Origin of the sequence: Hymenobacter fastidiosus, from assembly GCF_039539565.1 — a bacterium.
Taxonomy (GTDB): Bacteria; Bacteroidota; Bacteroidia; order Cytophagales; family Hymenobacteraceae; genus Hymenobacter; species Hymenobacter fastidiosus.
The window spans coordinates 288321-300491 of record NZ_BAABDJ010000007.1 but is presented as its reverse complement, the minus strand read 5'-3'; the positions used below and the strand labels follow the sequence as shown (position 1 = coordinate 300491).

Sequence of the window (12171 nt, the reverse complement as noted above, 5' to 3'; positions counted from 1 at the left end):
CGCGGCCTGCTTCGTATCTTGCGGCTCCAAAGTCCCAATCGACTGTCCCATTTTGGCTTACCTATGAACAAAAAGCTTCTGCTCGGTCTGCTGGCCAGCGTTTCACTGACCTTTACGGCCTGCGAAAATCCCGACTACACCACCAACGATAACGTAGCCACTCAAGCCCTGCCGCCCATTCCGGCGGCTCCCGACACCACTGGCGGTAAAGTGGCCCCCGAGAATCCGGCAACCCGCGAAATCAACGCGGTCAACGCCACCGAGGACATCAAAAAGATGCAGCCTCAGATGTAATTCCGGCCCGCGGCCCCGGGTAACGTAAACGCCCATCTGCTGATCGTGCAGATGGGCGTTGCTGTGTGGTTTGTTTTTATTTACTCTGTCATCCTGAGCAAAGCGAAGGACCTTCCTCGGATAAGTAGGTGGCGAAAATCGTTTTGCATTAAAAAGAACGTCATGCTGAGCTTGTCGAAGCATCTCTACCGCACACTAAACCAATCGTTTAACGACTAGTTAGAGATGCTTCGACAAGCTCAGCATGACGTTCCAAATAGGTCAAACTAATTCTTGTTGGGTACTTACCCTGGAAGCCTTTTCAATGAGTACCGCCGTTTATGTTGTGCTGGAACAGCTTATTGAACTACGATGAGTATTGATGAGGAGGAAGGTCCTTCGCTTTGCTCAGGATGACAGACGATTTTAATTTCCCCTCCCCATGTCCACCATCACCATCCGCCGCGGTACTGAAGCCGATCTGCCCCGCGTCCACGCGCTTATCGTCGAGCTGGCCATCTACGAACGGGCCCCGGACGAAGTCACCAACACGCTGGCCGACATGCAGCGCGACGGATTCGGACCGGAGCCGATTTTCGGGTTTTTCGTGGCCGAAACGACGGAGCAGGATATTCTGGGCATCGCGCTTTTTTACACCGCCTATTCCACCTGGAAAGGCCGGATGCTGTACCTCGAGGACCTGGTAGTGACGGCAGCGGCGCGGGGCACGGGCCTCGGCCGAAAGCTGTTCGACGCCGTGGTGGCCGAAGCCCGGCGCACCAACGCCTGCCGCCTGAAGTGGCAGGTGCTGGACTGGAACGAGCCGGCCATCGGCTTCTACAAGCGCATCGGCGCCAACCTCGACCCGGAGTGGCTCAACGGTAATATGACGGCCGGGCAGCTTCAGGCGTACGTGTGCGACGCCGCCGTGGAAGCCGCCGTGGCTCCACCTCAGCACACTCCCCCACATTAGCACCTCAGCACATTCCCCCACCTCAGCACATTAGCCCCACATCAGCACATTAATCTTAAAACAGCACTTCCAGCGTGGTGCGGAACGAGGCGTAGCGCCCACCGAAGTGCTTCTCCATTTCCTGGATCAGCGCGGGCGCCGCTACGGTCTGGTACTCTGCCAGCTGCTCCAGGCTCACGCAGTAGTATTGGGAGGCATAGGTTGCGCCGTTGTCTTCCTCGTGGAGCAGGCGGCAGAGCTGGCTTTTGATGAAAAAACCCGTTGCCATTACTTCCGGCATGTGGGTATCGCGCATATAAGCCACCCATTCTTCGGCAATTTCCGGGTCGATGCTGGTGGTGACGTTGTATAGGATCATGGTCTTTGGGGTCTGGGGGACTTGGGAGCCTGGGAGCTTGGCCTTTTGCTTGCGTTCCGGATTGCCTGCGCCGGATCGGGGGAGACGGGTCTTGATAACGCAAAAGTCGGCGGAAAAACCCAGGATCCTGAGCTCCCGAGTCCCCCGGACCCCAGAAAATCACACCCGCAGCGAATCGAACTGAAAATCCTGAATCCGGGCCTGAATGTCTTTGCCGCTGAGCTTTTCCGTGATGGCGGCCTGCACTAAGCCGGGCAGCTCGGCGTCGCCGGCGAAGCGCAGGGACAGAATCTGCTGCATCGTCAGCTGTGCTTCCAGGGGTTGCAGGCGTTGGCCGGTCAGCTCGAAATAGCGCTGACGCACTTCCAGGCGCAGCAGCCGGTCCTGGAGCCTGAGGGCGTAATGCTGGCGCAGCATCACCAGTACGCCCAGGCCCACTATGGCCAGCGCCATTACCGTAAACCACAGGCGCGAAATTTCAGAATCTTCGCCGGCTACATCGAGGTAGCGGCGGATGCCGTAGCCGGCCAGCACCAGGGCTGCGGGTAACAATACGAAGTGATGCCACGGGTATAGCATCGGGGTGTTTTTGGTTGGTTGGTCAGCCATCAGGGGGTGAAAATTGGTTGGGGAAAAGGCAGATAAAAGCAGCGGTGAGCAGGGCAACAAAAAACTCCAGCCGGGGCCGGAGTTTTTTGCTGAGAAGGCGGCGGGTGTTAATTCATGGCCTTAGCCCGCTTCTTTTCGGCCTTCATTTGGGTGCGTGCCGCTTTTTCGCGGGCTTTATTCTCTTTTTCAGTTTTGCGCTGGGCTTTGAGCTGCTGCTGCTGGTCGCGCAGCTGCTTTTTCTGCTCGCGCAGCTGCTGCTTGTTTTCGCTCATGGCGCTGCGCGTGTCGCGGGCGGCCTGGGCACTGACTGCGGTCTGCTGTTTCTGATCCTCGTAGGTGCCGCGAGCCTCAGCGGCCCGCTGCTGCTGCATTTCCGGCGTCGTCGTAACCGGCGGCGCGGGAGTGGTGGGCGTAACCTGGGCTTGCGCCGAAAAGGCCGAAGCCGCAATGATGGCCAGAAGACCGAGTGATTTTTTCATGACTGGGGTTGAAAACCGGTGGTTTGGTCCGTGTACGCCGGGCTTTGAGCAAGGTTGGTAGCTCTAGCCTTTTGCTTCACGTAGCAGCAGCCCGAGGGCACCGGCTTACTCTTCCAGATAGTCGAGGTCCTTGCCGTAGCTTTCCGGCAGGCTGCTCACGGCCCAGAACGCCACCAGCAACGATACCAAGCCGATAACGGCCGCGCTGCCGATAATGCCCAGCGGCCCGGCCAGCCCTTTAAACAGGGGCACCAGCATCACCACCGAGCCCCGGGCGAAGTTGGGGGCCGTGGTAGCTACGGTCGCCCGCAGGTTGGTGCCGAACTGCTCGGCGGCCACCGTTACGAACAGCGCCCAGAACCCCACCGACAGGCCCAGCAGGAAGCACACGGCATAGAATACGGTAGGCGACACGCCCCGGGTGCCGAACAGATACACGCCCACCATCACGCCGCACAGCCCCAGAAATACCTGCAACGCCCGGTTACGGCTGCGCAGCAGCTGGCTCATGGTGCCGCTGGCGAAGTCGCCGAATACGAGGCCGAAGTAGCACCAGAACACGCCCAGACCCGCCGTTACCGGCCCCGTCACGCCCAGCTCCCGGCCAAACTCCGGCGCCAGCGTAATCAGGATGCCGACCACGAACCACAGCGGCACGCCAATGAGCAGGCACTTGACGTAGCGCGCCAGCCGGGGGCCATTGGTGAACAAACTGAAAAAGTCGCCCCGCGGGGCCTCGCTTTTCCGGGTCTGCTCAAACATCCCCGACTCGTATACGCCTACCCGCAGGGCCAGCAGGGCCAGGCCCAGGCCGCCGCCCACGAAATAGGCGTTGCGCCAGCCCAGCGCCTCGCCCACCCAGTAGGCCAGCATCGCGCCCGAAACCCCCACGGTGGCTACAATCATGGTGCCGTAGCCCCGCTTTTCCTTGGGCAGGGTTTCGGCCACCAGCGTGATGCCCGCCCCCAGCTCCCCGGCCAGCCCGATGCCGGCAATCAGCCGCAGCCAGGCGTACTGGTCGATGGTCTGCACGAAGCCATTGGCCAGATTGGCTACCGAATACAGCAGAATGGAGCCGAACAGTACCGACAGCCGCCCGCGCTTGTCGCCCAGAATACCCCACAGAATGCCGCCGATCAGCATTCCCCCCATCTGCATGTTGATCAGGAACAAACCCTGGTTGGTTACCTCGGCGGCGGCCGTGATGCCCAGCTCATTCAGGCTTTTCACCCGCACGATGCTGAACAGAATCAGGTCGTAGATGTCGACAAAGTAACCCAGGGAGGCCACGATGACGATGGCGCTGAACAAGCCGGTGGTTTTGGGGGTGGATTCAGAAAGGGTGGGAGTGGCCATGCAGAAACGCGGGATAAGCGGATTGGAACCGCATATTAGTCAGATTTCGCTGATGTTGAGGTCCGCCCGCCGCACCCGTTCAGGGCTGTTTCTCAGTTGAACGCCAGCGGCACTACCAGCTTCACGCTCACGTTGCGGCCCTGATTGAACACGCCCGAGCGGCCGTTACTCGCGTTGACGGCCGCGTATTTCAGCCGGCTCAAATGGCTTTGGTAGCCGACGTCGAACAGGTTGTTGCCCGCCAGAAATACCGAAAACAGCGTTTTGCCCCGGGCGTTCTGCACGTCCGAGCCCAGGCCTGCGTTCACGAGCGTGTAGCCGGGCGTGCGGGTTTCGGTATCAAAAGCCGAAAAAAAGCGGTTCTGGACGAAAGTATACTCCACCCCGCCGCGGGCGTAGAGGTTGCCGAGCCGTGAGGAGCCCGCCTTACGGAAGTTCACCCGCACCTCCGACTGCAGGCGGTCAGCGGGAATGAAGGGCAGGTTTTTCTGACCGGCTGGTTGGTCCAGCTGGATGGCTCTCACCATCGAAAACGAGTTTTCAAAGTGCAGCCAGTCCAGTGGGTGAGGGTGGATGTCGAGGGTGACTTCACCACCGGCCAGCCGGGCGTCGCCTTGTCCGTAGCGGAACACCGGGTCGCCCTCCGCCGAAATGGAATCATTCAGCCGGCTGGGGAAGATGTAGTTCTGAATCCGGTTGCGGAAGGCATCCACGCTCAGGCTGAGGTGGTCGGTGGTGTAGCTCACGCCGCCGTCGACCTGGAGGCTGGTTTCGGCCTTAAGGTTGGTTTCGCCGATTTCGTAGCGGATGGTGCCCTCGTGCTTGCCGTTAGAAGCCAGCTCCGCAATATTGGGCGCCCGAAATCCGCGCGACACGTTGGCTTTCAGGACCAGCTGCTCAGTGGCGCTGAAGGCTCCCCCCACGCTGCCCGATACATTGCGGAACGTCTCCCGGAAGCCGCCGAACTTTTGCTCCCCGCTGGTAGCGGGCTGTTCGTTGGCATCCAGAAATAAGGCATCACCAGTAATGGTCCGCACATCATAGCGGAGGCCGCCGCTGAGGTCGAGGCGGCCGACGCTCTTTTTGCCCACGGCGAAGAGGCCGTTATCGAACAGCCGGTAGGCCGGAATCAGAAACTCAACGCCCCGGTTCACGTTCTGCTGCTGCATGCCGCTGGTGCCGAGCGTGAGGTTCCAGCCGTTTTTCTCGGGCAGGAAATAGCGCACGGCATAGTCCAGCGTCCGGAGCTGGAAAAACAGGGAGGTTTCCGCCGGGTCGAGGGCGTTGCCGAACTCGCGGCGCAGGTTCTGCTGCCAGCCCACGTTTACCGTCAGCCGGCTCTGGCCCAGGATGAAATTGTTGTCGGTGCCAATCCGGAGGTGGCCGATCTGCTGCCGGGGCACGTCCAGCCGGTAGCCGCGCAGGTCGTCGGCCGTTACCGGCACGCCTGTCACCGAGTTGCCGGCCACGGCCTGTTTCAGAAAGCGGCCCGTGGTTTCGTCCCGTTCGCCCTCAACCAATCCTACCTGCTGATTGAAGGACGACACGGTGAGGTGAGCGTAGCCCCAGCTTTTGTTTACGCCCACGTAGCCGTTGCCATCCAGCTCCCGGAAACCGGAGTTGTACACGCGGCCGTCGTAGCGGTTGCGGTAGTTGCCGGCCAGCTTGCCGCTGCCCCGCGCCAGCCAGTTGAAGCCGTTCAGATTGCCGGCATTCATCACGGAGTAGCCCTGCAGGTGGTTGTTGGTCTGGTAGTTGGCCGCTACCGAGCCCAGCACTTTGCCTTCTTCCACCGGTTCGGGGGCCAGAAAGTTGATAACCCCCGCCATGCCGTCGGAGCCGTAGAGCAGGCTGCCGGGGCCCTTGATAATCTCGGCCCGGTCGATGGCATACTCATCTATTTCGATGCCGTGCTCATCGCCCCACTGCTGGCCTTCCTGCTTCGCGCCGTTGTTGAGCGTAATCACCCGGTTAGCGCCCAGCCCCCGGATAACGGGCTTGCTGATGCCCGCGCCGGTCGTAATCTGGCTCAGGCCCGGCGTGTGCGCAATGGCATCCACGGCATTGGTTGAAGCGGTCTGGTTAAGCTCCGTGCGGTCTACTACGGTTGTCGGGATGGGGGAGCGGCGCATCTCGGTAGAAGCGGAGACCCCCGTTACCACCACCTGCCCAATTTCGGTTGCCGCCGTGGTCAGGGCCACGGCCAGCGCCTGCGGGGCACTGGTATCGACGGTACGCACCACGGTGGTGTAGCCCAGAAAGCGCACCTGGATCAAAAACCGGCCGCGGGGCAGGTTACTAAATCGGAACGTGCCGTCGGCTCCGGTGGTGGTGGCCTGCCTGAGGTCGGGAAACAGCACCGTAGCACCCGGCAGCGGTTCTTTGGTAACCTCGTCGGTAACCCGGCCGGTAACCGGCACGGCTACGGGGCGGGGTGGTTTCAGAGGGGTAGTGCTGGTTTGAGCCCCGGCCGCCGGAGCCAACCCAAGAAGCAGTACTGCCAGAAACAAACGGGACATAGCAGGAGGGAGAGAAAGGCAGAAAAGAAAACCGCGGAACCCCCAGCGGTGCCGACGACGAGCAAACAGCAGACAAAGGGCTCATCCTGCCGTCAGGACGGCTGTGGCCGCTTTCGTCGGTTCCGGCCCCAGTTCGGTCGGCTGGTGCGGGTGCAGGGCCAGTACCCAGGCATCGGGCCGCCGCCGCCGCCCGAAGCACAGGAGCAGGACAGCCAGTTGGGAACGAGAAACACGCATTGGCAACGAGGATTCAGCGACTAAGGCAAAGGTAGTGGATTTTCAACCCCAGGGTACCGGTACCATGCTTAGCTGATAACCGACCTGCCCCCTCTTCAGGCAGTTCAGGGTAGGGTTTAGGGTCCTGGCAAACCTTACTTACCAGGGTTTCAATTCCGCCCCCGGGTGGGCTGGTTAACCGCGCTAAGCACCCCGGAAAGAGGCTTGGTAAATGGTAGCCACTCTGGAGATTCTCATATTAATGATGGTAATACTGGAAATATAAAAAATTGTATAAAAGCTATGAAGTGTAGGTCGTGCTGCCAGGATTCAGCTAGTCGCCTGAAAGTCGGTATTCGACGGGGAATATGGGGGAGTTGCCGAAATCAATGCGGTGTAAAGCGTTGTTGTGTAGTATATTTGGGCAATCGCCCCGGATTTACAGCGTTGGTGATAGCCCATGATTAACAGACAGGATTCGCTTTGCTTTCAATATGACGATTTATTGAAATTGCTGCGCTGGCAATGGCGGGGTGGCATGGATTTGGGCAAGTTTCAGAATGCCTTTGAACAGCTCGCCGACTTCTCCCGCCAGCACCGGATAACCAGATGGCTGGCCGACACCTCTGATATGCCGCTGGTTGGCAGCGATGAGCAGAACTGGCTGGGAGAACACTGGCTGCCGCAGTTTCCGCGTCTGGGCGTGAGCAGGATTGGGCTGGTATTGCCCCTCAGTTTGCACAATGTACTGGTGGTAGAACATCTTATGTTCGACGACCAGCATTACATGCCCGCCAACGTGCAGTTCTTCTCCGATACGCCCGCCGCGCTGGACTGGCTTACCGATTCCTCGCCCCGGATTAAGCTGCTGGAGAACGAATGGCTGCTCGGTACCGGAGCCAATGCCCAGATCCGGTAACCAGCGCCAGGACCCGGTACCGGAGCCGTGGGAATAGCTGTCAAACTGACAGCCATCAGCGGCCTGGAACGCCTTTTGAAGCACCAGGCCGAACGATACCAGTCTTGACCAGGCTGGCGTTTCGTCCGGTTTTTTTGGTTTCACCCCTTCAGGCAACGAGCTATGCAAGAGAAAGGTAGCATTTCGATTCATACCGAGAATATCTTCCCCATCATCAAGAAATTCCTCTACTCCGACCACGAAATCTTCCTGCGGGAGCTGGTTTCCAACGCGGTAGACGCCACCCAGAAGCTGCGGAGTCTGGCCCAGCTGGGCGAGTTCCAAGGCGAGCTGGGTGAGCTGAAAGTGCAGGTAAGCGTAGATAAGGACGCCCGCACCATCACCATCGCCGACCGGGGACTGGGGATGACGGCAGAGGAAATCAAGAAGTACATCAACCAGATTGCCTTCTCCGGGGCCTCCGAATTCGTGGAGAAGTACAAGGAGCAGGACGCCGCCACCAAAGACCAGATTATCGGCAAGTTTGGCATGGGGTTCTACTCGGCTTTCATGGTAGCCGATAACGTTGAGATCTTCTCTAAAAGCTATCAGGAAGACACCGAGGCGGCGCATTGGACCTGCGACGGCAGCACGGAGTTCACCCTGGACACCGCCGACAAAGCTGATCGGGGCACTGCTATCGTGCTGCACGTAGCCGCCGACTCCGACGAGTTCCTGGAACCGGCCCGGCTGCGTACTATCCTCAACAAGTACTGCAAGTTCCTGCCTATCGAAATTGAGTTCGAAGGCGAAGTTATCAACCAGACGGCCCCTATCTGGACCAAGCAGCCGGCTGAGCTGACCGATGAGGACTACGTGAAGTTCTACCAGGAGCTGTATCCGTTTTCGGAGCCGCCGCTGTTCTGGATTCACCTCAATGTCGACTACCCGTTCAACCTGACCGGCATTCTCTACTTCCCCAAGGTGAAGGACGAGCTGCAGTTTCAGCGCAACAAGATCCAGCTCTACTCGCGCCAGGTGTTCATCACCGACGAGGTAAAGGATGTGGTGCCCGAGTTTCTGATGCTGCTCCACGGCGTTATCGACTCGCCCGATATTCCGCTGAACGTGTCGCGCAGCTTCCTGCAGGCCGATGCGGCGGTGAAGAAGATCAACACCTACATCACCAAGAAAGTAGGCGACAAGCTGGCGGAGCTGTATCGGAAAGACCGCGCTGGCTTCGAGCAGAAATGGCCTGATATCGGCTTGTTCGTGAAGTACGGGATGCTTTCGGATGATAAGTTTTACGAGAAAGCCAAGGATTTTGTATTGGTGCAGAACGTAGCCGGTAAGCTCTTTACGCTGCCCGAGTACCAGGAATTCGTGCAGGCGAATCAGAAAAGCAAGGACGATCAGACGGTGATGCTCTACACCACCGAAGCCGAGGCCCAGCACGCTTTTGTGCAGGCGGCCCAGGATCGGGGCTATGATGTATTACAGCTTGATGGTCCGCTGGATTCCCACTTCATCGGGCAGCTGGAGCAGAAACTGGAGCAGACCAGCTTCAAGCGGGTAGACGCCGAAACGACCAGCAAGCTGATTGACAAGGAGGAGGCCGCGGAAAGCGTCCTTAGCGACGAGGACAAGACGCGTCTGCAGGAGCTGTTCACAAAAGCCATCAGCAACGAGCACATGCACGTGCAGATTGAGGCACTGTCGCCCCAGGATTCCCCCGTCATCATCACCTTGCCCGAATTTATGCGCCGCATGAAGGATATGCAGCGCACGGGTGGCGGTGGGGGCATGCAGATGTTTGGGAATATGCCCGACAGCTATACCGTAAGCGTGAATGCGAACCACCCCGTGGCTCAGCGCGTGCTGAGTGCTGAGGGCGAAGCCGGCGAAAAGCTGGCCCGCCAGGCCTTCGACTTAGGTCTGCTGGCTCAGGGAATGCTGAAGGGGGAAGCCCTGACCGCTTTCGTAAAGCGCAGCGCCGATTTGCTGGCCGCGGAGTAAGCAGGAATTCATCGCGTCACTCCCCCGATGGCCGGCCGGCTGTCGGGGGTTTGTGTTTTAAGCGGCGCATTAAGCGGCAAAGTGGTGCCGGCTGCCGTTGGCTTTTCTGGCTGCTGCGCTGGTTTCTCCTTCCCCACTTGGGCACCAATTACCTATATCTTTACGTTCGACCTTACGAATTCGCCTTATTTCGTTGATGCGCCTACTTCGCCCGCTTCTTTCGCTGCTTCCGGTGCTATTGCTGCTGGTAGGGGCCTGTTCCAAAAAAACGGTTTCCTTCAACGGTAAGCCCGATCAGAATCTGCTTGGCGTCGTTCGGCGCGATTCCCTGGCTACTGCGCGCGACACCACGAATGGGCCTTCGCTGGATACCAGGAAGGTCGCGCTGACCAAGGAGCAGGAAAGGGCCGCTAAAGAGAAACAGAAAGTTGCGCAACGCACGCCCAAGAAGAAGAAAAACGTTTTCCTGGGTGAGCGGATCAAGAAGAGTTTCACCAAGTCGGGTCCGAAAGGCCGTAACCAGGTAATCGAAACGTTTCATTATCTGCGTACTTTTCAGCAGCCCAACGACTTCGCGCCGTCCCGCTACTACTTTGAGCCTAAGAAGCGGAAGGTTTTCAAAACCACGGAAGAATTAAACCCGGCCAACGATAAGGTCTTGCATGGTCCTTATAAAAAGACGCAGGGGGGCAAAGTAGTCGAAACGGGATTCTTTGCCATGGGCACCCGGCACCTGCGCTGGGAGAAGTTCAACAAGAACAACATCCTGCTCAGCAAGAATCATTATGAAATGGGCTTTCCCCGCGACGCGGCGGTGAGCTACTATGCCAACGACAAAAAGCGCCTGAAAGAAGTTATTCCTTACGCCGATGGCAAAATCGAAGGGGACTACGTGAGTTTTCTCGAAAATGGCAAGCGGGAATGGGAAGGGCAGTTCGAGAATGGCAAGAAAATCGGGGAGTGGACCAGGTTCTGGGGCTTCCGCAACACCAAGGACCGCCGGCACTACGTGTATCAGTACGGTGAGTCGGGTTACGAGCCGGAGGTGAGCGAACCGGTTTTGCTCAAAGAGTATAATCGTAACGGGGTGCTCGTCTATGAGAAAGATAAGTACGACAAGCGCGACGTCGTTACGGATCGCCCCGGAGCTAGGAATTAAGGGGCATGGGCGGCAATCCTGCGCTTGTCTCAGGTGAATGCATCCTCGAAATGCTCGATGCGAAAGCCGCCCGTAACCTGGATCAGCGCCAGAATATCGAACCGGATGTCGCCGGCCCAGTTCACTTCTACCTGGTACTGCTCGGCGGCCAGCCGGAAAAGCTGGCGCTTACGTTCCGTCACAAACTCCTCGGGGTGTCCGAACTGGATTGAGGAGCGGGTCTTAACTTCTGCGAACACCAGCAGCTCCTGCCCGCGTTGCGCGATCAAATCCACTTCGGCCCGGCGGTAGCGGTAGTTTTGTTGAACAATGGCGTAGCCTTGAGCGCGGAGGTAAGCTGCCGCCGCAGCTTCGCCAGCCTGACCAAGCAAGTGGGCGGCAGAAGGTATAGTCAAGGTCTTGAGGGAGAAGGAGGAAGATTGGGGCTAAATCTAGTACCTTTGCCCGTTTTCTGGGCAGTTTCACCAAAGCCGCAGTCCTCCGGTATTTCATTCAAGGCTCTTCAAACCATGCTTATGTCTGTTCTGCCGTCTTGTCCAACGCCGCCTGCCGCTGGTTCTGCTGACCCGTTGGTGCCGTCTGCCCCGCAGGCCGGGCAGAACCGGCAACTGCGGGTAGAACACCTGGGATTGATTGATTACGAGGCGGCCTGGGCTTACCAGGAGCAGTTGCTGGCTGCTACGGTGGCCCGCAAAACGCGCAACCGGTTTGCCGCCGAAGCAGGATCAGTGGCCGAGCCGACGGCTAATGTGCTCCTGCTGTGCCAGCACCCCCACGTCTACACCTTAGGAAAAAGTGGTAAACCCGAGCACCTGTTGCTTAATGCGGCTCAGCTGCTGCAGCACGGGGCTACTTACCACCGCATCAACCGGGGCGGCGACATCACCTACCACGGGCCCGGCCAGCTGGTTGGGTATCCTATTCTCGACCTCGACAACTTCTTCACCGATATTCACCGCTACCTGCGCGTCCTGGAAGAGGCCGTAATTCGGACATTGGCCGAATATGACCTGCCGGCTGGCCGCATTGCCGGCCTGACCGGCGTCTGGCTCGGGTATGAGGATGGGGCCGCAAATCCGCGCAAAATATGCGCTTTAGGGGTGAAATGCAGCCGCTGGGTGACCATGCACGGCTTCGCCTTCAATATCAATACCGACCTCTCGTACTTCGGGCACATCGTCCCTTGTGGTATCCCGGACAAAGCCGTTACCTCCCTGCAACAGGAACTGGGACGGGTGGTACCCCTGCCGGAAGTAGAGGAAAAGTTGCTGCGCCATCTGGCTATACTGCTGGATGCCACCCTGACCAGCTGAAC

At 58.8% G+C, this 12171-nt stretch carries 13 protein-coding genes; 6 read left to right on the top strand and 7 right to left on the bottom strand.

What is annotated here, in order from left to right:
- Positions 1–63 precede the first annotated feature (63 nt).
- Positions 64–294, top strand: a complete 231-nt coding sequence (locus ABD833_RS06305) for a hypothetical protein (RefSeq protein WP_345071726.1) — start codon at positions 64–66, stop codon at positions 292–294.
- 421 nt (positions 295–715) lie between these two features.
- Entirely contained in the window at positions 716–1246 is a 531-nt protein-coding gene (locus ABD833_RS06300; protein WP_345071725.1) for a GNAT family N-acetyltransferase, read from the top strand.
- Between the two features lie 55 nt (positions 1247–1301).
- On the opposite strand, the gene ABD833_RS06295 is transcribed toward ABD833_RS06300, so the two are convergent.
- The 6 genes from ABD833_RS06295 to ABD833_RS06270 form a co-directional block, all read right to left on the bottom strand.
- A complete protein-coding gene (locus ABD833_RS06295; RefSeq protein WP_345071724.1) occupies positions 1302–1604 on the bottom strand; it encodes a DUF4286 family protein in 303 nt (100 codons plus the stop codon).
- 159 nt (positions 1605–1763) lie between these two features.
- Entirely contained in the window at positions 1764–2213 is a 450-nt protein-coding gene (locus tag ABD833_RS06290) for a DUF6526 family protein (protein ID WP_345071723.1), read from the bottom strand.
- Between the two features lie 107 nt (positions 2214–2320).
- Entirely contained in the window at positions 2321–2692 is a 372-nt protein-coding gene (locus ABD833_RS06285; RefSeq protein WP_345071722.1) for a hypothetical protein, read from the bottom strand.
- 105 nt (positions 2693–2797) lie between these two features.
- Positions 2798–4048: an MFS transporter gene (locus tag ABD833_RS06280; RefSeq protein WP_345071721.1), complete on the bottom strand. Its 1251-nt coding sequence runs from the start codon at positions 4046–4048 to the stop codon at positions 2798–2800.
- Positions 4049–4140: 92 nt separating this feature from the next.
- Entirely contained in the window at positions 4141–6567 is a 2427-nt protein-coding gene (locus tag ABD833_RS06275) for a TonB-dependent receptor (protein WP_345071720.1), read from the bottom strand.
- An 81-nt stretch (positions 6568–6648) separates the two neighbouring features.
- Positions 6649–6804, bottom strand: a complete 156-nt coding sequence (locus tag ABD833_RS06270; protein WP_345071719.1) for a hypothetical protein — start codon at positions 6802–6804, stop codon at positions 6649–6651.
- A 439-nt stretch (positions 6805–7243) separates the two neighbouring features.
- Here ABD833_RS06270 and ABD833_RS06265 point away from each other — a divergent pair, with 439 nt between their 5' ends.
- The 3 genes from ABD833_RS06265 to ABD833_RS06255 all read left to right on the top strand — a co-directional run bounded on the left by ABD833_RS06265 (position 7244) and on the right by ABD833_RS06255 (position 10856).
- A complete protein-coding gene (locus ABD833_RS06265; RefSeq protein WP_345071717.1) occupies positions 7244–7702 on the top strand; it encodes a hypothetical protein in 459 nt (152 codons plus the stop codon).
- Between the two features lie 162 nt (positions 7703–7864).
- Positions 7865–9697, top strand: a complete 1833-nt coding sequence (gene htpG, locus ABD833_RS06260) for a molecular chaperone HtpG (RefSeq protein WP_345071716.1) — start codon at positions 7865–7867, stop codon at positions 9695–9697.
- Positions 9698–9893: 196 nt separating this feature from the next.
- The gene (locus tag ABD833_RS06255) at positions 9894–10856 is read left to right on the top strand and encodes a toxin-antitoxin system YwqK family antitoxin (RefSeq protein WP_345071714.1); all 963 of its coding nucleotides are present in this window, start codon (positions 9894–9896) and stop codon (positions 10854–10856) included.
- 29 nt (positions 10857–10885) lie between these two features.
- On the opposite strand, the gene ABD833_RS06250 is transcribed toward ABD833_RS06255, so the two are convergent.
- The gene (locus ABD833_RS06250) at positions 10886–11251 is read right to left on the bottom strand and encodes a YraN family protein (protein WP_345071712.1); all 366 of its coding nucleotides are present in this window, start codon (positions 11249–11251) and stop codon (positions 10886–10888) included.
- 177 nt (positions 11252–11428) lie between these two features.
- Here ABD833_RS06250 and lipB point away from each other — a divergent pair, with 177 nt between their 5' ends.
- Positions 11429–12169 carry a lipoyl(octanoyl) transferase LipB gene (gene lipB / locus ABD833_RS06245; RefSeq protein WP_345071710.1) on the top strand — a complete coding sequence of 247 codons (741 nt, stop codon included), beginning with the start codon at positions 11429–11431 and terminating at the stop codon, positions 12167–12169.
- Positions 12170–12171: the final 2 nt, after the last annotated feature.

What these genes read in the sequence shown, in the direction of transcription:
- ABD833_RS06305 (WP_345071726.1), top strand. Translation starts at nt 64, where the DNA reads ATGAACAAAAAGCTTCTGCTCGGTCTGCTGGCCAGCGTTTCACTGACC.
- ABD833_RS06300 (WP_345071725.1), top strand. Translation starts at nt 716, where the DNA reads ATGTCCACCATCACCATCCGCCGCGGTACTGAAGCCGATCTGCCCCGC.
- ABD833_RS06295 (WP_345071724.1), bottom strand. Translation starts at nt 1,604, where the DNA reads ATGATCCTATACAACGTCACCACCAGCATCGACCCGGAAATTGCCGAA.
- ABD833_RS06290 (WP_345071723.1), bottom strand. Translation starts at nt 2,213, where the DNA reads ATGGCTGACCAACCAACCAAAAACACCCCGATGCTATACCCGTGGCAT.
- ABD833_RS06285 (WP_345071722.1), bottom strand. Translation starts at nt 2,692, where the DNA reads ATGAAAAAATCACTCGGTCTTCTGGCCATCATTGCGGCTTCGGCCTTT.
- ABD833_RS06280 (WP_345071721.1), bottom strand. Translation starts at nt 4,048, where the DNA reads ATGGCCACTCCCACCCTTTCTGAATCCACCCCCAAAACCACCGGCTTG.
- ABD833_RS06275 (WP_345071720.1), bottom strand. Translation starts at nt 6,567, where the DNA reads ATGTCCCGTTTGTTTCTGGCAGTACTGCTTCTTGGGTTGGCTCCGGCG.
- ABD833_RS06270 (WP_345071719.1), bottom strand. Translation starts at nt 6,804, where the DNA reads ATGCGTGTTTCTCGTTCCCAACTGGCTGTCCTGCTCCTGTGCTTCGGG.
- ABD833_RS06265 (WP_345071717.1), top strand. Translation starts at nt 7,244, where the DNA reads ATGATTAACAGACAGGATTCGCTTTGCTTTCAATATGACGATTTATTG.
- htpG (WP_345071716.1), top strand. Translation starts at nt 7,865, where the DNA reads ATGCAAGAGAAAGGTAGCATTTCGATTCATACCGAGAATATCTTCCCC.
- ABD833_RS06255 (WP_345071714.1), top strand. Translation starts at nt 9,894, where the DNA reads ATGCGCCTACTTCGCCCGCTTCTTTCGCTGCTTCCGGTGCTATTGCTG.